Source organism: Chthoniobacter flavus Ellin428 (assembly GCF_000173075.1).
Taxonomy (GTDB): Bacteria; Verrucomicrobiota; Verrucomicrobiia; order Chthoniobacterales; family Chthoniobacteraceae; genus Chthoniobacter; species Chthoniobacter flavus.
Map to the genome: position 1 here is coordinate 157631 of NZ_ABVL01000007.1, position 22205 is coordinate 179835.

General features: G+C 61.8%; 8 protein-coding genes. 2 read left to right on the plus strand and 6 right to left on the minus strand.

The features are described from left to right. Positions 1-26 precede the first annotated feature (26 nt). Positions 27-1442 carry an MFS transporter gene (locus tag CFE428DRAFT_RS13675; protein ID WP_420196883.1) on the plus strand — a complete coding sequence of 472 codons (1416 nt, stop codon included), beginning with the start codon at positions 27-29 and terminating at the stop codon, positions 1440-1442. On the opposite strand, the gene CFE428DRAFT_RS13680 is transcribed toward CFE428DRAFT_RS13675, so the two are convergent. The 6 genes from CFE428DRAFT_RS13680 to CFE428DRAFT_RS13705 all read right to left on the minus strand — a co-directional run bounded on the left by CFE428DRAFT_RS13680 (position 1439) and on the right by CFE428DRAFT_RS13705 (position 19158). Then, positions 1439-8656, minus strand: coding sequence for a hypothetical protein (locus CFE428DRAFT_RS13680; protein WP_006980149.1), 7218 nt, complete (start codon positions 8654-8656; stop codon positions 1439-1441). The two genes, CFE428DRAFT_RS13675 and CFE428DRAFT_RS13680, sit on opposite strands and share 4 nt — an antisense overlap. Positions 8657-8697: 41 nt before the next feature. Beyond that, positions 8698-13335, minus strand: coding sequence for a YfbK domain-containing protein (locus tag CFE428DRAFT_RS33605; protein WP_006980150.1), 4638 nt, complete (start codon positions 13333-13335; stop codon positions 8698-8700). Next, on the minus strand, positions 13332-13952 hold the full coding sequence (locus tag CFE428DRAFT_RS13690; protein ID WP_006980151.1) for an RNA polymerase sigma factor: 621 nt from the start codon (positions 13950-13952) through the stop codon (positions 13332-13334). Before CFE428DRAFT_RS13690 ends, CFE428DRAFT_RS33605 begins: the two co-directional genes overlap by 4 nt. Before the next feature lie 399 nt (positions 13953-14351). Then, positions 14352-16589, minus strand: a complete 2238-nt coding sequence (locus CFE428DRAFT_RS13695; protein ID WP_006980152.1) for a DNA gyrase/topoisomerase IV subunit A — start codon at positions 16587-16589, stop codon at positions 14352-14354. A gap of 140 nt (positions 16590-16729) precedes the next feature. After that, complete coding sequence (locus CFE428DRAFT_RS13700) at positions 16730-17272, minus strand: Uma2 family endonuclease (RefSeq protein ID WP_006980153.1); 543 nt, start codon at positions 17270-17272, stop codon at positions 16730-16732. A gap of 44 nt (positions 17273-17316) precedes the next feature. After that, positions 17317-19158 (minus strand): DNA topoisomerase IV subunit B, encoded by a 1842-nt coding sequence (locus CFE428DRAFT_RS13705; RefSeq protein ID WP_006980154.1) that lies wholly within the window; start codon positions 19156-19158, stop codon positions 17317-17319. An 800-nt stretch (positions 19159-19958) separates the two neighbouring features. On the opposite strand from CFE428DRAFT_RS13705, the gene CFE428DRAFT_RS13710 reads away from it, so the two are divergent. Then, positions 19959-22205: a TonB-dependent receptor plug domain-containing protein gene (locus CFE428DRAFT_RS13710; protein WP_006980155.1), complete on the plus strand. Its 2247-nt coding sequence runs from the start codon at positions 19959-19961 to the stop codon at positions 22203-22205.

Here is a 22205-nt window from a genome sequence, read left to right on the forward strand (position 1 = left end):
CGATCCGTGAGGCGGGTCAGGAAGAAATTACGCCATCCATCCGGCGGTTCCTCCCTACTCTGGTGGCGGTGGCGCTTTTCATGGAAAACCTGGATGCCACGATCGTCAATACCGCGGTCCCCACGATGTCCGAGGCGCTCCACGTCGCGCCGCTCAGCCTGAAGGCGGTGCTGACGAGTTATACCTTGAGCCTTGCGGTGTTTATCCCGATCAGCGGGTGGATGGCGGATCGCTTTGGGACGAAGCGCGTCTTTGGCGCCGCGGTAACCATTTTTTCGCTCGGTTCGCTGGCCTGCGGGCTGTCGACGAATGTGCCGATGCTGGTGGCATCACGCATCTTGCAAGGGCTCGGCGGCGCGATGATGACGCCGGTCGGCCGCATCGCGCTGGTCCGAAGTTTTCCACGCTCGGAACTGATGACTGTGATGCAGTACGTGGTGGTGCCGGCCCTGATCGGTCCGCTTATCGGTCCGGTGACCGGTGGCTTGATCGTCCACTGGCTGCCGTGGCGGACGATCTTTCTCATCAATCTTCCCTTCGGAGTGTTCGGCCTCTGGATGGTGCGCTGTTTCATGCCCGATTTTCGCGATCCTGCGCCGCCGCCGCTCGATTACCTTGGCTTCCTGCTTTTCGGCGCCGGCTTCGGCCTACTCTCCTATGTGCTGGAAGTATTCGGCGAACATCGGCTTGGCGCCGGTCCGATCATCGGTCTCGCCATGGGCGCTTTTGCGTTGCTCTTCGCCTACGTCTGGCATGCGCGGGGAGTTGCGCGGCCGATGCTTCGGCTCACCTTGCTGCGCGTTCGTACGTTCCGCGTGTCGGTGGTGGGCGGCTTTGTCACGCGGCTCGGTCTGGGCGGCATGCCGTTTCTTTTGCCGCTGCTCTATCAGCTTGGATTGGGCTTTCCCGCGTGGAAGGCCGGTCTTTTCACCATTCCGCAGGCGCTGGCGGCGATGGGCATGAAGGTGATCGGCCGCCAGGTGCTCGCCCGCTTCGGCCATCGCTATGTGCTGATTGCGAATACCGTGTTGCTCGGCGTGGCGATCGGGATGTTCTCGTTGATCGGCCGCGACACGCCCATCTGGTGGATCATCCCGCTGAGCTTCTTCCTCGGCTTCCTCGCTTCGCTGCAGTTCACCAGCATGAATACGCTCGTCTATGCGGATGTGGATGATCGCGAGGCCAGCCAGGCCGGGAGTATTGCCAGCACGGCGCAGCAGATGTCGCTGAGTTTCGGCGTGGCTTGTGGCGCGTTGCTCGCGGCGTGGTATCTCGGCGGGGTCGACCAGAACATCGCGGCGCAAACCATTCCCGCGCTGCACAAGGCGTTCATTACCATGGGCGCGGTGACCGTCGTCTCGTCGTTCACTTTCTGGACGTTGCAGTCGACCGATGGGGATAACGTCAGCAACCGCGCGGTGCGGGTGGTCGTCGCGCGTTAGGCGGCCGGTTTCTGGCGGAACACTCCCGCGCCGCGGGAAAACAACGCGAGGATCACGAGCGTTCCGAGGAGAATCAAGAAACGGGTGAACCACGATACGGTGGCCGCGGCTTTGGCCTGGATCTCGACTTGCAAATCGGCCCAGGGATCCACGGCCACGGCACGGCTGAAGGTGAGCAGGCGTCCCTGCTCGGGGATGTTCGCCTGGATGGCCGCGGGCGTGTTCACCGCGGCGTCCTGTTGCTGGATGATGCGCTCGGCGAGGCGGTTGAAGGCGGCGTTGTCGTCCGCGGTGTTGCTGTCGAGGATTTGCCGGGCATCCTGCTGCGTGTAGTTCGCCTCCTTGCCGCCATGTCCGGAGCGGAGTTTGCCGGCGAGGACGTCGGGTTCGCCGGCGACGCTGGATTGACGGACATTCAGCCCGACGATCGCCTGCTGGAGCTTGAGATTGTGCAACTGGACGCGCGCGTCTTCATTAAAAGCATTGTCGTGCTGGCTCAGTCCGAAGGCGGACTCGAACGCGCGACGAGCTTCCTGTGGATTGCCTTGGGCGAGCGCGCTATTGCCGAAGTTGAGCATCTGCTCCGCCGCGCGGGTCTTATCCCGCAGCTGCGTCTCCTCGCTCTGGAGATAGGACTGCACATCCACCGTCGCTGCGTGGGCGGCAATTTCGTCACCCTGCAATTGCAGCGATCCCGTCCACTTCTTTAGCTTCCACTTCTCGTTGAGATACACACGCCAGACGATGTTCTCGAGCGGCAGATCGAACTTCGGCGCGAGCAATTGTAAATCCAGTGCGTGCGTTCCCGCCTCACCGACCTGGCTGCTGAAAAACACCTCCACCGGCACCGGCTTTCCGCCATGCGATTGCTGTTCGAGCGGAATGAGAATCTGGTCGCCCTCGCGCCACGGCCAAACGCCATTCTGGTTCACAAAGGCGAACCAGAACTTCGCTTCCTTCGGCAGGGTGAGATGAAGCAGGCGCTTATCGCCGGGCAGAATATCGAGCCGAGCCTGGGTAAGCATCGCGCCGGTATCGGAGATCACCGAAGTGAAGGTGATGTCATTGACCCGCGCGGGCAAAAGCTTCGCCGCCTCGTGACGCTCGAGCTTCATCGGCAAGGTGAACGCGGGCTCGACGAGTCGATAAGCGAAGCTCGCCGAGGAGGCGGTAAGTCCCTGCTGCAATGCGCGGGGGATGCTCTGCCACTCCACGGGTTGCAGTGCGGCGGGCAGTGTATCGACCCGGACCTGGAGACGCCCACCGGCCTGCACGGTGACAAAGCCGCGCTGCAAATTCACATCCGCGACTTGCACGCCGCGCAGGTCTGTCTGCGCCGCATTCGCCGCCACGGCCGTCTGGTAAGTAACCTGCAGGAAATATTGCCCGATGACTTTGCGATGGAGCTTCACCTCCCACGATTGCAATCCCTCCTTCTCGCTATTTGGCACGAGAAGAAAGTCGGAGAGTTGGTCGCCGGTGAAGCGCACATTCTCGGCATTGGTCGGCAGCGCGAGATGAAATGTTTTCAGTCCGGCGTTCTCGATCTGATACTGCAGGTTCGCGGTCACTTTGACCTGTGCCTCACCGAGGGTGGCATGTTGCAGGCTCGTTACCTGAACCCACGGGTCGACTTGCTCGAGATCGAGCTCGAGGTTCCATGGCGTCTGCAAGACGCGGAAGGCGAGCACGCCCTTTTGCTTGATGCCCGATTTCTGTGGATCGAGCTGAGTCAAGCCATCGCGCTTCGTCACCTGCGGGCGCATGCCCTGCTCCGGCACCACGAGGTAAGTGCCGCGCTGTTTGCTCGCTTCGCGAATGAGCAACTGCGGCGCGGCCCAGGCCTTGGCCGACTTCATGCCCGGTCCGGTGAGGCTGATCGAAAATTGCTGCTGCCCTTCCGTGCGTCCGTGCAGGTGCATCGTGATGATGCGCCCCGTATCGGTCTTCAATTCCGTCCAATGACTGAGCGACTGGCCGCTGACCGAATCCACGTCCAACCCCGCGGGCAGGGCGAAACTCAGCCGGAAGATGCCGGCCCGGGTGATATTGACCGTCGCCTCCGTGGCCAGCAGCACGCGATCTTCCCCGAGCGAAAGCGTGTCCTGGGTCTCGACGCGGACGTCCGGTTCGACCGCGGAGGCTTTGACCGTGGCGGTGATTTTCGGATCGGAGTAACGGAAGGCGCGGCGCACCGCGAGGCCGGGCATTTGCGGCGCGAGAATCGGAACGATATTGCCGGGAAAGTCCTCGAGATTGATCGGCACCAGGGTGGCGGCGGTTACGTCATCGAGTTGCACATCGTTGCCGGTGGCGACCCCGAGCAGCCCAATCTGGCCGGCGGAACCATCGACGGAAACCAGTCCCACTTCCTGTGCCACCGGCAACGGCCCGGTGGCGATTTGCGAGTAGATGAGAAGCGTAAACGGACCGGATTGCGGCGGATTGAGATTCACGCGCAGCTTGCCGGTGTCGGGATCGAAGCGCCACTGCGAGATCATCGAGGCGGCCGGGTCTTTGTCCGGCGCGAGGGTCGCTGGATCGACCACGTTGGTGATCGTCGCTCCCTTCGGCACGGAGAAGACGAGTTCGGAGAGTTCGCCTTGCGCGGGGCGAATCAGCGCGGAGTGCAGGCCTTCGATCACACCGGCGGTTGGCGCGTAGAGTTGCGTGAGCTCGGCATAGAAGACCGCTTTCTCCTGGGTGACGTCGCGGCTGCGCGGCTTCCAGGCGATCCAGCTTTCGTTCACCGGCGTCAGCGCGATTTGCGCGATGGTATCCTTACCTGCGTTCTTGCGATCGATGGAAACCGCCTGTGGCGAGACGACATCCACATCGAGATTCGTGAGGGTGAGCGTGAGCTGGTTGACCAAACCGAATTGGGTCGGCAGGGCGAAGCCAGTTTCGTCGTCCTGCTTTGTCACCGGTACTTGATATTGCACATCGATGTCGAAGGTGCCGCTTTCCAGGGCGAGCAACTGCTGCGTCCGCTTCGCGCCGACGTTGAACTGCACGAGCTTCAGCGCCTTGGCGGGATAGGTCGCCTTGGTCAGCACCGCCGGTTCATACAGCAACGGCAGGCGCTGGCCCTGGATCGCCTGCCAATGAATCCGGGCGGTCGCCAGGGCGAACTTTTCCTCGACGCGAATCTGTTGCGTGACGGTTTCGGCCACCGGCGTTTCCTTCGGCGGCAGCGGCGCGGAATCCTGCGCGGATACTCCATGGATCAACAACGCTAAGAGTAACACCGCAGTCGCCGCGGCGAGACCACCGTTGGGCGGTATCACGGGTCTCGGTTTCAGCGGCGCCTGCCACAACCGCCGCAGTGCAGGCACAGCGAGTTGGAAGATGAAGAACGCGGCTAGCACAGCAAGAAATCCGAAGGCCCCATTGGGGCAGCGCAACACGGCCCAGGCCAGCAGCACCCAGCCGAGGAGAGCCAGCGAGGATTTGCCGGTGCGCCGGGCGAGGACGAACGCGGCGATGGCGAAGAGGGCGGGCCACGCGGTGCTGATGAAATCCAGGGCCGACACTCTTTGCTCCAGGTTGTCGACTTCCACGGAAAGGGCGTTGCCGGCTTGTTGCACCGGCGCCAGGAAGGTGAGGCTGCGCGGCAACGTGGCCGTATCTTCCGAAGCGATTTCTCCGAAGCGAAGCAGGACGAGGCTGCTGAGGATGAAGGCGATGCAACCCAACACCAGGGCTGCCAAATGACGCGTCGTGTCTTTATAGACGCCTTCGCGGGCCGCGCCGCGCCAGATCCACACGGACAGAGCGAGCAGGACCAGCGCGGCAATCAGGACGGAAATGGCCTGCGCCCCTTCGCTGCCGCCAAGGATTCGTGCCAATTGCGCGAAACCGGAAATATCGATCGCTGCATTCACCGGCGTGAGCGAGCCGTGGCGATAGACCAGCCGCTGCGCGGTGTCCGGCTCCAGCTTCCATTCCGCCAGCATCACCGGCGCACCAATGCTGGGCGTTGTGACGGTGACGTGCTCCGGATCTTTCGCCCGCGAGGCGAGTTTGAGGTCGACGGCGAGGACGGCATTCGGATCCGCCTGTTGGGGCAAGGGAAGCAAATCGGTCTGGTTATCTTTCACCGGCACCACCGCGGCGCCATTGACCGTGGCCGACCACAGCTCGGTGCCTTCCGGTAACGTAAGCCGGAGATTGCCGTTGCCGCGGTTCTTCACGAAGTAGTGCACATCGGTCAGCACCTGCCCCTCCTTGGAAATCCGCGTGGAGAGTGCCGCGCGGTCGACTACCTGGCTGAGCGAATCTCCTTGGGCGAGCGGGCTGAGGGCGAGTTTCAAATTGAAGGGGCGTGCGGTATAGCGGTAGGCCGCGAGGATCGGCGCATCGAAGAAGAGACGATACTCGGCCGGCACCTCGCCGGTCTCCAGCGGCAGCAGGCTGGCGGAGACATCCACCGGCTTCACCTGAAATTGGTAGGCGCTGATGACCAGCGTGTGACCCTGCTCGGATTGCGCATCGAGCGGTCGCGCGCCGGTGAAGGTGAGCGTCTCGCCCTGCGCCTTGAAGGGGCGCTCGTAAGTCGCGAGCAGCGTGTAGGCGCCGGCCACCGGGGTGTGCAATTGCACGAGATAGCCACCATCCGTTTTCTGCCAACTGCGAATGTCTTTGCCGGTGAACTCGACGTTGAAATATTCGTCGGACAACTCCACCCGGAAGGCCGACACCGGTGAGCCGGAGATCATGTAATTCAACACGCTGCTGCCGTAAGCCACGCCTTCGCCGATGGAGAAGAGGTGCATGGCGTCGACCTGAATCGATTGCGGCAACCGCTCGATGTGCAGCGTCGCCTGCCACGCCGCATCGCTCAGGCGGAAGGCCGATTGAATGCCGAGAACTTTGCGCGGGAAAAAGGCGGTCGCGATTTCGGTGAGCGACTGCGTGCGGGTGGCGGTCAGCCGGAAACCCGCATCGGCCGACACGGCGAGATTGCCGCGGACGGATTTGGCCTTTTCCACGTCGATCCGCGGCAGTTCCCAATCCGCCGCGCCGAGAGCACCATTACGTTCGAGACGAAGCTGCACGACCTGTCGTCCAGAAACCGGTTGCGCATAGACGAGCCGCAACTCGGCAGCGCCATCCAGATCGTGGACGAAATAATCGCTCAAGCCCGCGACGACCAGCTTGGCGACCGCGTAACCCTTCGGAATGCGCAACAGCAACTCGCGCAGCGGCGCCTCGCGAATATCGAGCTCGATTTCCGAATCAATGCTCTGCTCGGTTTCGCCGAGATGATAGGCGAAGAGTTCCGAGACCGTGACCTCGGGGAGAATTTGATCCGCCTGGATACGCAGCGCGAAATCCGCCCCGGAAAAGCGATAGACGAACCGTTGCGCACCGCCGGCGCGGAATGCTTCCTTCGTTTCATCGGTCTCGGGAAATTGCTCGGGAGAAACTTGCGAGAGACCACGCGCCTGCGCGACTTCGAGCCGCACTGCGCCTTCATTCACGATCCGAAAGTAACCGGCGAAACGCGTCGCGCCCTCGGGCAGCAGTTGCATGGCCTCGGTGGTTTGCGGAAATGCTCCCAGCGGCGTCTGGGTCTGCACGAGCAGCTTGAACTGGTTTTTCTGTGCCTCGTTGAACCGCACGACCAACCGCCGATCTCCAGCATTGGCGCCGGGCTCGATGTTCCAGGCGAGCACCGCGTCTCCTTGCACGCGCGTAACCTCACCGTCGCCGTGCAGGAGCAGCGTCAGGTGATCCAGTTCGCCCTGCATGACTTTGCAATCGAGGACCGCCGCCTGCTGCATGAGGCCGGGCGCGAGGCTGATTTGCGAGAGCATTTCGGCGGAGTAGAAGAGCTTGCCCTCGGTTTCCGGTGTTGCCGTTTTCCACGAGAGTTTCACCGCGCCATTCGGTGGGAGGAAGCTGGAGAATTCGCTGCCATTGCGCTCGGGACGGGCGGCGCCGTCGAATCGGAATTGGGTATCCGCCGGGAGTCCTTGCAGCCGGATGGATTGCAAGGCGCTCGGGGCGATCTTGAAATCGACGCTGTTCCAGCCGCCATCCTGCGTGACCGATGCGCCGAACTTGAATTGCACCGGATAGTCGCCGGGCTTGTCGAAGACGAGCGAGTAACGGCCATGGCTCAGGACGATGCGCCAATCGTTGTGTTGCGGAAGCTCGGTCAGGGCGACCTGGCCGGAGAGCAAGGCCAGGGAGCCGCCTTTGGGATTGGCGACATGCGCCGTGGCGGAGAGGACGAATGCGGCGCTTTGTGGATTGAGCAGACCGGCGAGTTTGAAGTCGCGCAGCACGACCTGGCGGGCCTCGGGATCGACGACCGTGATCTTGAGCGGCAGGGTGTAGGCGGAGCCGTGGAATTGAAAACCGAGTGGCTCGGGTTCATCGGTTTTGGCATCGGTGGGCGCGGTCTCTTCGGGATCATTTCCCGGCACGAGGAACGACTTTCCGGTGTAGGGGTCTTTCACTTCGGTACCCGGGGTGAAGCCGCGCATATCGATTAATCCTTTCCCTGGTTCGTAAGGGCTCAAATAGAACCCGGGTTTGCCGGGAACCGGTTTGGCGTAGGGCAGCTTGCCGGGCTTGACCGGTGGATTGGCTGCGCCCATCTGCGGTAAATATTTCGCCTCGACCGGCAGGAGGCCGGTTGGGGCCACGGGCTGAACATCGAGCTCCGGCACGGATTCCACTTTCACGAAACCGTGAAAGAGATCGGGCTGCGGCGGTATAAGGGTGAGGACGTTGAGTGGGCTCTTGCCGCCCTTGAGTTCCTGCACGGTGGTGACGGTGACGCTGAGTTTGGTCAGCGGTTGATCGCCTTTCTTCGGTCGCAGGATGAGCTGGCGCACGCCATCCGCACCTTGCCGGATACCCCAGTCCTGCAAGGCATCCCCGGTCACTTGCTTGATCTCGCCTTCGCCGGAAATGGTCAGCGACAATTCCTTCGGCTCGCCCTGGAAAATTTCGATGGCGACGGTGAATTGCGACGTGATCTTGTCACGGGTGACTTTGACCGACTGGTCGATCGCGGTGGAGAAGATCTGTTTCTCGTGGTCGCCGGGCTTTCCGTCCAACGGCCCTTCGATGACGAGTCGTAGTTTGCCATCGTTGATGCCTCCGTTGACGGAGGGGTTCTTGATTTCCGTGTCCGCGGCGAAGGCGGAGGCGATGAGCCAGGGCACGGCGAAGAGTACGGCGAGATGACGCAGTTTCATATAGGCACAATGGTTCTGTGGTGGAGGGGGACAGAGAGCGCTCAGCGCCCCGAAAGGCTCCGGGCCTGGCGGATCATCCACTCGAGTTTCGTCGGGCGGGGATCGGCGCCATAGATCGGCGGGACGCCGTTGAGAATATTCAGCAGACGGTCGCTGGTGACCTCGGTGGCATACGGGCTGGCAGCCAGCATTTCGGAGAAAGCGCTGGCCGCGCCGGCGAGCCGCAGGGCAGAGCTGGCTTGTTCGAGCGGCGGCACTTCGCCGGCGAAAGGCACCGGCCATTCGTGCTCGCGATAGTCGGACGTGCCCGGGACGCGAAACCGCACGTGCACCGTGGCGAGATCGCCTTCGCCGTGCGGGTCGACTTCGACGACGTAGAGCGCATTGCCGCTTTCCGCGGCGCCGATCTGCGCGGCGTTTACCGAGTTGTCGCGGAACTGCTCCTTGGTGAGCTGATGCGTCGCATAGCCGATCTGCCGATACGTCTTCACGCGGTGCGGGTTGAACTCGACCTGCACCTTCACGTCCGAGGCAGCGACCTGCAGCGCGCCGGCGATCTGTGTGGCGAAATTCGCAGCGGCATCCTCGGGCGTATTGATGAAGCCGTAGCGGCCATCGGCGTTGCGGGTGAGCTGTTCGAGCAGGTCGTCGTTGTAACCTTCCCAACCGATGCCGAAGCAATCGAGCGCGATGCCCTGCTTGCGCTGCGCTTCCACTTTCTTCGTCAGCGCATCGGGATTCACGTCGCCGAGATTCGCCGCACCGTCAGTGAAGAGGATCACGCGATTGGTGCTGTCGACGGCGAAGTGGTGATGCGCGGTCTCGTAAGCGAGATCGAGCGCGGCTTCGAGATTCGTGCCGCCTTCGGGCGTGATCTCATTCACTCGCGCGATTACGTCGTGCACCTTGTCGCCGGCCACGGCATCCGCCCAGAGATGCGGCGTGCGCGCAAAGGTCACGATGCTCAGCTTGTCCTGCGGTTGCAGGTGCTTCGCGAGCACGCTTAGCGCTTCGCGCACGATGTTCACGCGATCGGCGCGCTCCATGGAACCGGACCGGTCGAGGAGCAGCACGATATTGAGTGGCCGTCCCGGCTGGCGGCCGGCCGCGGCGGTCTTCACCGCGAAGCGCAGTAGATCGCGATTCTGCGCGAAGGGATAGCGGGCGCGTTCCGTGACAAAGGCCAGTGGCGCACCGGGCGATGGCTCGGGGTCGCGGTAGTCAAAGGCATTGATGAACTCCTCGCTGCGAACGCTCGCCGGATCCGGCATGTGGCCCTGTTCGAGGCTGGCCGCGGCGAGCTTGAAGGAAACATCACTGACATTGAGCGAGAAGGTGGAGAAGGCGTTTGCGCTCGTCTGCACTTCCGGCTGCGGGATCGGCGCGGTCGGCACCGTCTCCTTCGCCTTGTCCTCCCGCTCTTTGGCATCGGCCTTGACGATCCGATCGACGAGATCGAGCTGGTCCTGGGTGTTGCGGATGACCAATCGATTGGTGCTCTTGATATAGAGGGCGGAGGCGTTGCCGTTGAAGGTGAGGCCGTTGGCGATCAACCAATTCTTAACCGTGTCGCGATCGATTGGGGTATTCGGGCTGGCGTCGGGCGCGCTGGGAATCAAATCCTTCGGAATGGTCCATTCCTTGGTGATGAAGACGTCCGTGTTCTCGCTCATCGGCATGATCGCGACGGCATAGGGCTCGACCTTGTAGGTCAGGTTGGCCAGGCCGGTGACATACTTCAGCGCCTCGACCAATGGAATGTTGGTCAGCGAAACGGTGATGCGTGTGTCTGCCGGATTGGACCCTGTCTTGGTAGCGGGAGTTCCTTGGGGGGCGGCCTCTTCCAGACCAGGAATAGGTGGGATGCTCGACGGCGCTTTGGCGGAAGCTGAGCCCGCGTCCGCGAGCTTGAGGACGATGTTGGTCCCTCTTTCGCCAGCTGGCGAAAAATCATCCACCTCCACGCTCTTCTTCTTTAGGAAATCGATCGCTTCGCGGACGGTCACATTCCGGAAGTCGATCTTGGGAATGATGATGTGTTCCAGCTTGTGTTGGAGTTTATCTGCGGTCGCCTGCGGCGAAGTAGTTTCCACCACGATTTCATTCTGACGATTTCGGCGCACCGGGCGCGTCCAGGCCATGTCCGTCTTCGCGATCGCGTCGGCGCGGGTTTCGTTATACGCCGCCACGCCGTAATCACTCAGCGCGCGATCGGTCTTTTCCTCGAATTTCCGCGCCGCGACATTGGTCGGATCGATGTTGAGGATCTGTTCGGCGCGCTTCTTGGCGAGGTCAAGACGGCCGGTATCGTAAAACCCTTGAGCCTCGACGAACCACTGCTTCACCTGCTCGACGTTCGCCCGGAATTTCGGGCTGGCCGCTTTGTTGTAATAGTCCGGCTGCTCGAGACGGGAAAGAAGCGTGACGGCCTTCTTGTTCTTCGGGTCGTAGCGCTCGTCCAGCACGCCGCGCGCGGCGTTTTCCGCGTCCGTATAACGGCCTTCGGTGATCCTCTGTTCGGCGAGCTTGGTGCTGGCCTCGGAGAATTTCTGCAGTGTCTCCTTGTGCTCCGATTGGGTGGCGGCCGTATTTGGGGTGAGGTCGGTCGCGGCTTTGTAGAGGGCGGCGGCTTTCTCGTAATCCTTTTCCTTCATCGCGGCATCGCCGGCTTTTTTCATTTGCGCGGCACGGGTGGGATCGGCTGCACCGCGGGTCCGTTCCAACTGCACTACGCGATTTTGTTGCTCGGGAGCATTGACCACGCTTTCCGGGGTGCTGGCGGGCTTGGCTGTCGCGGCAATTTGTCCGGCTACGGGAGCATCCATGCGGCCAGCGAACCGGGGATCGGAGGGTTGGGGGCTCTGTGGCGACGCAGGAGCAGCAGGTTGTCTGGGGTCGCGCTGGAACTCATTTTGCAGGAGTTGCACCATCCCGAGGTTGGGGAGGTCGGCGAGGTTGGAGCCGTTGACCGTGATATTTCCTCCATCAGAAGTCGGCGATAGGGTGGCTGCCGGGGCGGACTGGATGACCCCGCCACTGGAGAGCGCCAGCGATTCGCCCGTCCCGCCGAAGGTGAGGACATTGCCAGTGACTGACTGGCCGACCGAGAGGGTGCCATTCCCGATTTTGACCACTCCACCCGAGCCAGCGATGGTCGCGGTGGCGAAGTCATCCGCAGGCTGTGCGGGAAGTGGCCGCCGGATGAGCTTGTCCTTGGTGCGCGTTGCGCCGGTGATAGCCAGCCTGGATACATCGTCTTCGACGGACAGCACGGAGGAATTGGCATCGGAGATGATGGGAGTTCCCGCATTGCCGGCGATAACGCCGCTTAAGGTGATGTTCCCCGTGGCGCCGGCTGCGGGCATGGCTGGGCTCGCAGCGAGAGAATTGGAAGCGCCACCAGTGAGCGAGAGCGTGCCCGCCCCTATTTTTGTGATGGCGCCGGAGCCGGTGACCGCGAAGGAGTTGCCGACGGTGAAGGATTTACCGGCAGTGACCTCGATGTCTCTCGTCATCACCGGAGATGGCACGGAGATATTGTCGTCGAAAGACACCGTGGGCGGCCGATTAAGAGCCGTGGTGCTGCTCGGCGTGGAGATCGCGTTACTCGTTCCGTTCAGGTCGACCGTGCCATGCAGGTCGACTGTTCCGCTTCCGGAGGGGACCGTGCCATAGCCATCCGGCAATCCCGTGCCGTAGCTGAGACCGCCTCCCCGCATCGTCGTGGCCTCATGTGACAGTGTTCCGCCCGTGCCGGCGGCAAAACTTCCGCCGGCGTTGGTGGTTAACAGAGTACCGCCGCTAATCGCCGTGCCACCGGTGTAGGTATTGCTTCCCGTGAGCGTTAGGATGTTTCCGCCGTTGAGGGTGACGGTGCTGCTGGAGCCAGCCACATCGGTGGCAAAGGGAGACTTTTGTTTTTCCGATTCCCGCCAATCGGATTCGTTGGAAAATTGCGACGTGTCCCCAAAGGTGCCCAGATAAATGGGAGGCGACGGGTGGGCTGTGGCGGTTTGGGCACCAGGCAAGGATGAAGCCAGGTTCCAGGTTCCCGCGCCTGACTTGGCAAATGTCAATGAAGGCTTGGCGGTCTGCCCCGGCGGCGGAGGAGGCAAAGTCATGCTGCTGGTGACTGTGAATTCCGACTCGGCCGCAGGTATTTTCATCGCGTAGGCGGAGACGTCGACCGGCGTCTTTTTGAAAGCCCAATCGGATTCGCTCGCGTCCCCCTTGTGCCAGGCGATCAGCGGCAGCTTGGAACGCAGACGGGAGGTGGGGGGGAGCAACGTGCTCAAGCCAAGGAAAGCCACGACCGCGGCGGCGAGACTCAATTGCACGACCCAGCCCCATTCCCGGCGCGGCTTCTGACTGATCGGCACGGTGACGATCGGCGAGGCGCTGGCTGGGGCGGGTGTCTTGCAATAGGCGAGGAGCCGTTCGCGGCGTTCGCTGGAGAGTTGCACCGGTATTTCCGATAAAGGCTGCTCGGGAAGAGCGGTGGCTTCGTGCAGGAGCTCTTTGGCTTTGGCCAGGCGGGCATGCAGCTTCGCGAGCTCGGGATCGGCGGCGATCTGTGCCTGGAGCGTGGCGGCTTCCTCGGGGGCAAGCTCGCCCATGAGCAGGGCCGTAATGCGCATCTCCAGTTCCTCGCGGGGCGTTGGCTGGGGTTCCGTGCTCATCGGGCCACCTCCGTCTTCTCCAGTTCCACAGCCATCGCCTTCAGCGCGTGATGCAACAGATAGCCCACATGGCCCACCGTAAGCCCGGTGCGCTCGGCGATCTCCTTGTAAGATAGGTCTTCGTTGAACCGCAGGCGGATCAGCTCCCGGCTGCGTTCATCGAGCGTTTCGAGGACGAGTCGCACCAGCCCGATGCCCTCCCAGCGCGCGATCTGTTCGTCCGGCAACGGCTGTGAATCGCTGGCTTCCTGGATGGGGCAGGATTCGTCTTCCGTCGACGCGGGGCCGACGAGCACGATCTTGCTGGCGCGCCGCTGGTGATCGACGGCGAGATTATGCACCGTGCGATAGAGCCAGGGCTGCGGATTGAGGACGGAGTGAAATTGGGCGTGGAGCTTCATAAACGCTTCCTGCACGATGTCCTCCGACACCTCGATGCTGCCCAGGAGGCGCCGCGCGTACAGGAGCAGCGGCGATTCCAGGGCGGCAAAGACCTCCTCGATCGTTTGCCACGCGGGCGGGGGCACTGGGCTTTCGTCCGAGCGTGTTACGGCCATCGTGAGCAAGTCGGCGGGGGCATCGAGGATCTCTGTTTCGTGGCGAGTCGAGGACGACATCGTTCGTCCATAAGACGGACGGCGCGAGCGTTTGTTAGAAAACCGGGCTGGGATCGTCGCTCCGGGCGACCATCCCGATGCAATATGCTCGAAAACAGCGACTTCCGAAATGGAGAAAAAGCGGAGAAATGGCCGTGCTCCCAGACCGACCGACCGCCCTCTTCCCGATGTCATCCTGAGCGGAGCGCTCGTGGGCTCGTGGGGGAGCGCGCAGTCCAAAGGACCCGGCCTAAACGACCAGCGAGACACCTATGGGACTGCGGGAGAAAACCCACCGAACCACCAGCGAGGATCGCTCGTAAAGCGGCCGGATCCTTCGACTGCGCGCTCCCCCACTGGCCCACGAGCGCTCCGCTCAGGATGACACCAAGGAGGGAGCGTCTCGCGTGTGCCGCCCGCCTATTTACCCTGCTTCTTCGGCGCGTCCTTGGCGCTGGCTGCCGATTTGGCTTTCTCGGCGGTCTTCTGCTCCAGCTCCATTTGCAACGGCTTGGCCGCTTTCACTTCTTTGACCGACCACTTGGTAATGGTCAGGCCCTTCGAGGTGCGGGTGCTCACGGGCAGGGCGGTGAGGTCGAAATCGAGCTCGCGGACGCGGGCGCCGCTGCGGCCATCGACCGAGACGTGCAGCGTCTTGGGCATCGCTTGCTCGCTGGGGCTGATGTGCAGGAAAATGATTTTGGAATCCTCCGATTTCACCAGTGAGTAGAGTTTGTCGCGCGAAAGGCCGCCAATCTGGAACTTCTTGGCGAAGGCTTTCCCCGTTTCGCCGTCCTGGTAGACCATGGTGTAGAAGTTCATGTCGCCATCCTTCGGCCAGAGGCCGATGTGGATGATCTTGCGGCCCATGAAAACCTTGTCCGCGACCTTGGTCACCTTGAGCGAGCCGTCGCGCATGATGGTGAGCACGCTGTCGAGGATCGAGCACTCGGTCACGAACTCGTGCTGGCGCCAGTTGAGCCCGATGAAGCCATCCTCGCGGTTCACGTAGAGGCGCTGGTTGGCCGACACGACCGCGGAGGCATCGATCTGCGCGATCTCGTCATACGTCGTGCGCCGCTTGACGCCCTTGCCGTATTTCTCCTGAAGCCTCTCGAACCAATCGACGGCGTAAGCCACGAGGTTCTTGAGATGATGTTTCGTCTCCTTGATCGCCTCCTCGATCTTCTTGAGCGCTTCGTCGGCTTGGAAGCGATTGTAAGCGGAGATGCGCTTGATCCGAATTTCCGTCAGGCGGACGATGTCCTCTTCCGTGACCTCGCGGCGGAGATTGCCGATGAAGGGCTTCAGGCCGGTGCGGATTTCCTCCAGCACGCTTTCCCAGGTCTGCGATTTCTCGATGCGGCGATAGATGCGTTCCTCGATGAAGATGCGCTCCAGCGAATCCCAGTGCCACTGTTGCTCGAGTTCGCCGAGCTTGATCTCCAGCTCCTGCTTGAGCAGTTCCTTGGTCGCGTCGACGCTCGCCTTGAGAATGTCGCGCACACCCATGAATTGCGGCCGGTCCTCGCCGGTTTCCGGATCGCGCACGATGACGCAGGCGGCGGGGTTGAGCTGCACCTGGCAACTCGTGAAGACGTAAAGCTGCTGGACGACCTTGTCCGGCTGCGAGCCCGGTGGGAGGTGCACGAGGATCTCCACCTTGCTGGCGGTGTTGTCGTCCACGTGCTTGATCTTGATCTTGCCCTTGGCGTTGGCCGCGAGGATGGACTCGATGAGCGACTCCGTGGTCACGCCGTAAGGAAGCTCGGTGATGCAGAGGACCGACTTCGAGTGTTCCTCGATCCGCGCGCGGACCTTCACCTTGCCGCCGCGTTCGCCGTCGTTGTAGTCCGTAAAGTCGCCCGTGCCGCCGGTGGGGAAGTCCGGCAGGATGCGGAAAGTCTTCCCCTGCAGATGATTGATCGCCGCGCGGCAGAGATCGTTGAAATTGTGCGGCAGGATTTTGGTCGAGAGTCCGACGGCGATACCTTCCGCGCCCTCGAGGAGCACGATGGGAAATTTCGCGGGAAGCGTGACCGGCTCCTTCGTGCGTCCGTCGTAACTCTGCTGCCAGACAGTGGTCTTCGGGTTGAAAAGCACGTCGCGGGCAAACGGCGTGAGACGGGCTTCGATGTAACGAGCGGCTGCCGCGGCATCGCCGGTGAGGGTGTTGCCGTAGTTGCCCTGCGGCTCGATGAGCCAGCCGCGCTGGCCGATGGCCACGAGGGCGGCCTCGATGGAGGCATCGCCGTGCGGATGCAGCTTCATCGTCGCGCCGACGACGTTGGCCACCTTGTGGAAGCGCCCATCGTCCATGTCCCACAGCGTGTGCAGCACGCGGCGCTGCACCGGCTTCAAGCCGTCGTCGATGTGCGGGACCGCACGATCGAGAATGACGTAGCTGGCGTATTCGAGGAACCAGTTACGATAGCTCACCGCCAGCGGAGCCTGCTCGTTCTGCACCTTCTCGCCCGCGGGCCGGGTAGGCGCGAGCTCGGCGGTGGGTTCGACCACGGCTGGTGCGAGATCGGAAGATGCCTGCTCGGCCGGTGGCTCGCCATTCGTGGGCGCGGCGCCGTCGGTGGCGGGGGTGTTGGCGTTATCGAGGGTGAGCTCGGCTTGGTCGTTCTTCGGGGAAGATTTCTTCTTGGCCATCTAACTAAAAGGAGATCGGTGGATGCGGAAAGTGGGTTGGTTTGAGCGTGGAGAACGAAGTGTAAAACCGCCGGCGGCGTTTAATCTGTCCGCCGGGGATTGCCACGACGAAGAGCAATGGCCTTGGAAAAACGCCCCATCTAGCCGAGAATTTTGCCGGGCATTTCGGGACAGAGCAGCGATTTTCTGGCGGCTCGTGAAGGAGACGTTTTTAGAAAAAAACGAACGTGGCCGTCACGTTCGCACAGCCAAACCTCACTGGCCCCCGCGGCGAAATAGAGGCGACGCTTGGCTTCGATTTCGTTGCGCGTATTCGAGGGCGAGAGAACTTCGATACAGATTTCAGGCGCGGCGGTCAGTGCGGCTTTTCCACCGATACCGGCGAACCGCTTTTTCGACGCCCACACCAGGTCTGGCACCTTCACGCCTTCGCTGGTGGAGATGGGGCACTCCACGATGATTTTTCCAATGGGGGCAAACTTCGAGAGAAGAAGCGTCAGGTCCGCTTGCTGGCCACCGTGCGCGGGATCAGCCGGAGGATTCATGATGATCTGTCCATAACGGTCGGTTTCGATCTTGCCTTCGATATCCGTCCAAAGGGGATCGGCGCAGAGCTCGGCCCAACGCGCGAGATTAAACGCGGTTTGATTTTTAATGATGGGCAGGTCGTGTAAAGCGTTCATGGCCCGAAATCAGGATGTCATGGCGCGTGCTGGGTAGCAAGGAATCACACCTCGATCAGGTCCTTCTCCACGCGCAGGTTGTCGATGATGAACTCCTGTCGCTCGGGCGTGTTCTTGCCCATGAAGAAGGTGAGCAGTTCGTCGCTGCTGTAGAGGTGGTGCAGGTTCACCGGGTCGAGGCGGATGTTTTCGCCGATGAAGTCCTTGAACTCGCCCGCGGAGATTTCGCCGAGGCCCTTGAAGCGAGTGATCTCGTGGCTGGCGCCGAGCCTGGCCATCGCGGCCTGCTTTTCCTGCTCGGAATAGCAGTACTGCGTGACCTTTTTGTTGCGCACCCGGAAGAGTGGCGTCTGCAGGATGTAGAGGTGATTGTTGCGAATCACGTCCGGGAAATACTGCAGGAAAAACGAGATGAGCAGCAGGCGGATGTGCATGCCGTCGACGTCGGCATCGGTGGCGATGACGATGCGGTTGTAGCGCAGTCCATCGAGGCCGTCCTCGATGTTGAGCGCCGACTGCAGGAGGTGAAATTCCTCATTCTCGTAGATGATCTTCTTCGTCAGGCCGAAGGTATTCAGCGGCTTGCCCTTGAGCGCGAAGACGGCCTGGGTTTGCACGTCGCGCGTGGAAGTGAGCGAACCGGCGGCGGAATCGCCCTCGACGATGAAGAGCGTGCTCTCCTCGGCGCGCGGATTCCTGTCGCCGAGATGCAGGCGGCAATCGCGCAGCTTGCGATTGTGCAACGAAGCTTTCTTCGCGCGTTCCTTGGCAATGTTGCGGATGCCGGCGAGCTCCTTTCGCTCCTCTTCGTTTTGCTCGATCTTGCCCTTGATGATCTCGGCGACTTCCCGGTTTTTGTGCAGAAAGGTGTCGAGCGCCTGCTGCATGAATTTGCCCACGAATTCTTTCAGCGATGGGCCGCCGGGACCGATCTCCGTCGAGCCGAGCTTGGTCTTGGTCTGCGATTCGAAGACCGGTTCCTGCACGCGCACGGAGACGGCGGCGTCGATGGATTGGCGGATATCCGCGGCGTCGTAGTCTTTCTTGAAATGGTTGCGCACCGTGGCGACCAGCGCCTCGCGGAAGGCGGCGAGATGCGTGCCGCCCATGGTGGTGTGCTGGCCGTTGACGAAGGACCAGTATTCCTCGCCGTAGTGGTTGCCGTGGGTCATTGCGATCTCGATGTCATCGCCCTCGAGATGGATGATTGGGTAAAGCGGCTCGCCGTTGAGTTCCTTGGTGAGCAGATCCTTCAGGCCGTTTTGCGAACGGAAGGGTTTGCCGTTGAGCGTGAGGGTGAGGCCACGGTTGAGGAAGGCGTAGTTCCACAACATGTCCTCGATGAATTCCGCGCGGAACCGGAAGTCCTTGCCGAAGAGCGCTTCATCGGGCGTGAACTCGATGAACGTGCCGTTGCGCTCCGTGGTCTTGGTCACCTTCGATTCGCTCTTCAGCCGGCCCTTCTCAAATTCCACGACCTTGGTGTCGCCTTCGCGAATGGCCTGCGCGCGATAGCTCAGCGCCAGCGCATTGACCGCTTTCTGGCCGACGCCGTTCAGGCCGACCGCTTTTTGGAAAGTCTCGCTGTCGTATTTCGCGCCGGTGTTGATGATCGAAACGCAGTCCACCAGTTTGCCGAGCGGAATGCCGCGGCCGTAATCGCGCACCCGCACGCTGCGCTCCTCGACCTCGACTTCGATCTTTTTGCCGAAGCCCATGGTGAATTCGTCGATGCAGTTGTCGACCGTTTCCTTGAGCAGCACATAGATGCCATCCTCGGCATGCGCGCCGTTGCCGAGCCGGCCAATGTACATGCCGGGACGCAGGCGGATGTGCTCCAGCGAGCTAAGGGTCTTGATGCTTGCTTCGGTATAATTGGACGCCATGGGGTATGTGAGGTGGGGAAAAAGAAGTAGGAAGGCCGGGCTGACAAGTGCAATTCCCGCACCGAAACTTCCAATTTGGGATTTTGGACGGGTCGGAGCGCGATGTACAGCGAAGAAAATGGGGTGCGGTGGCGCGAGGAGGGGCCTGCAAACGACGCGAAGAGAAACCCTCTATTAGTGCTATGTGGGTGATCCGCGCGTCCAAAAAAACTGTCATCCTTGAGCGGAGCGCCCCGGCGGGCGAAGGCGGGCGGGGCACGCAGTGAAGGACCTCTGATCTCCGTGGGCGACGGCGGAGGGACGAATGGGCGCGTGTCACGCGCCAGGTGGAGAAGCTCCGCGTGAAAACCCGCGGAGATCAGAGGTCCTTCGACTCCGCCCATGCTTCCCCGCTCCGCTCAAGGATGACGTGTTTTTGGGGCGCTTCGCGCGACTGTGCGCAGCGTTTACTCTCAATGATACTCGCTCTGGGTGTGCCGCTCCGGGGCGGATAGAAAGTGTTCGTGGCACCCCTGGACATGGATTGATTCTGCCCGTTTCACCCTCTGATATTGACTCCGCTTCGTCACGTTATGTCGGAACGAGTGCGCTGATTGGCACGGAATGTCGCCGTTCGACGGAAATTGAAGCATTCAGAGAACGCGGAGCGGTGAATGGTATGACGCGTGCTAGCCGCGACGGGCGTCATTGAGGCCCTCGAGTCGCTTGCCCAAAAAGCGGTTCGGACGGCGTGTGCTTTTTCTTCCCCGGAAATGAATTCGTACGCTCGGCGCGGTTTCGATGCACCACCCGCAACCCACATGTCCATTCCTTCTTCGTTTCGTCGCACGACTCTGCTTTTCGCGCTTTCTTTTCCCATTGCCCATTTGTTCGCCGCCTCTCCCGCGCCGGAGGCTCCTCCGGCGACGACTCCCGCGTCGAACACGCCCATCTCTCCGACCGCGGCCGTGCCGCCGGTGACGCTGCCGGAAGTGATTGTGACGGCGGCCCGCACCGGCGAGTCGCTGTGGGATACGCCGGATACCGTTACACTGCTCGATCAGGAAACGATCCTGCGGCACCAAGCGCAGACGCCGGCGGATATGCTGCAGGAGCAGCCGGGTGTTTTCGCCGTGAGCGTGGCCGCGCAGGGTTCGCCGATCATCCGCGGGCAGATCGGCAATCGCGTGCTCTATCTCTGGGACGGCGTGCGCATCAACAACGGCTCTCTGTTCGCCGGTCCGAATGGCTACTTCAATCAGTTTCCGCTGGGCGCGGTCGATCGCATGGAAGTCATCATGGGCTCGGGCGCGGTGCAATACGGTAGCGACGCCATCGGTGGCGTGATCAATATTCTGCCGAAGAAGGCGACCTTCACCGACAAATTTACCATCGGCGGTGATCTCGATGCGCGTTACAGCTCGAATACGGACGAGCACTACGAATCGTTCGACCTGAACATCAGCGGCCAGCGCCTGGCCTTTGCCGGCGGCCTCACCTGGCAGGACGTGGGGAACTATCATGGCCCGGAATTCGGCGCGCTCTCGCCGACCAGTTACTGGGGCTTCGGCGGCTATGCGGATCTTGCCTGGCAGCCTTTCGACAATCAGACCTTCCGCCTCTCCTGGATCGGGAACGAGCGCGAAGACGTGTCGAGCTACATCCAGTCGAAGCTGAATGCGAACGGCATCCCGCGGGTCTACAATCCGCTGGAGCGGCGCGAAATCGTGAAGCTCGACTACACCGCGACCGATCTCGGCGCACTGAGCAGCGAGTTCAAGATCTACGGCTACTACCAATACTACAATCAGCTCAGCCAGCGGCGCATCGAGAACTTCCCGACCTTCGCGAATACGACGACGGATGCGACCCAGAGCGTGCTCGGTGTGGGCATCCAAAATACGACCACCTGGGGCCAGGCGCACTTCACTTACGGCGTGGACTATCGGCACGAAAAGCTGTCGTCCTCGCTCGATCAGCAGTTGCTCAACGAGGCCACGGGTGAGTCCGACGATCTGATGCCTTCCGGCAAGACGCCCAATGGCACTTACGATGTGCTCGGCGCTTTCCTCTCCGGTGAGGTGCGGCCGGTGCAGCCGTGGTTGCTGACTGCGGGCATTCGCTACGAAAATACGCACATCGATTCCCATCCGCTGGATACCGACGTGATTCCGAATGCCGGCTATACCATCGACTCGCTGTCGCTGAACCGCTCGTGGAATTCGGTGACCTGGGACGCGGGCACCATCGTGAGCGTGACGCGGAGCTGGGACTTGGTGGCGAATGTTTCCACCGCCTTCCGCGCGCCGACGTATTCCGATCTCTTTAGTTCCGGCACGCCGGTCTTCTCCAGCAAGACGGCTTCGATCCCGAGCCCGACGGTCGATCCGGAAAAGAGCATCACCTATGAAGTCGGCACGCGGTATCATTCCGATCGCGTCACCGCCTCGCTCACCGCGTATACCGAGCAGCTTTACGATACGGTGCAGACGATCGATGCCGGCACGGTGACGATTCCGGGGCAGGGGACTTTCATCGCCTCGGGCCGGAATAACAGTGGCGCCGGTTATGTGCGTGGGGTGGAGTTTTCGCTCGCCGTGCATCCGGCCAAGGGGTGGACGGTCTTTGGCAATGGCACCTACACCTTTGGCCAGGACACGTCGAACGATGTGCCGCTGCGCTTCATCCCGCCGTTTTACGGCACCGCGGGCATTCGTTACGAGTCGCCCTCGAAACGCTGGTGGGTGGAAGCGAGCGAATACATGGCCGCGACCTTTCATCGTCCCGCGCCGCAGGATTTGCTCGATGCGGGCTTCTCGAAGGATCCCGCCTTCGGTTCGCCGAACACGACGAACAACCCGCCCTATCGCGATGACTTCAGCATTCCGGCATTTGCCATCACCAATCTGCGCGCGGGCGCGCGGTTGTGGGAGCATGAGGGTCGCGCGCTCGACGTGATGCTCACGCTGAACAATCTCTTCGACCACAAATATCGCGAAGTCTACGCCCAGCAGGAGTTGGTCGCCCCGGGCCTCGGCGTCAGCGTCGGCGCGCGCCTGACCTTCTAA

Coding starts and splice junctions, on each gene's coding strand:
- CFE428DRAFT_RS13680 (WP_006980149.1), bottom strand. CDS start 8,656: ATGAAACTGCGTCATCTCGCCGTACTCTTCGCCGTGCCCTGGCTCATC.
- CFE428DRAFT_RS33605 (WP_006980150.1), bottom strand. CDS start 13,335: ATGAGCACGGAACCCCAGCCAACGCCCCGCGAGGAACTGGAGATGCGC.
- CFE428DRAFT_RS13690 (WP_006980151.1), bottom strand. CDS start 13,952: ATGTCGTCCTCGACTCGCCACGAAACAGAGATCCTCGATGCCCCCGCC.
- CFE428DRAFT_RS13695 (WP_006980152.1), bottom strand. CDS start 16,589: ATGGCCAAGAAGAAATCTTCCCCGAAGAACGACCAAGCCGAGCTCACC.
- CFE428DRAFT_RS13700 (WP_006980153.1), bottom strand. CDS start 17,272: ATGAACGCTTTACACGACCTGCCCATCATTAAAAATCAAACCGCGTTT.
- CFE428DRAFT_RS13705 (WP_006980154.1), bottom strand. CDS start 19,158: ATGGCGTCCAATTATACCGAAGCAAGCATCAAGACCCTTAGCTCGCTG.
- CFE428DRAFT_RS13710 (WP_006980155.1), top strand. CDS start 19,959: ATGTCCATTCCTTCTTCGTTTCGTCGCACGACTCTGCTTTTCGCGCTT.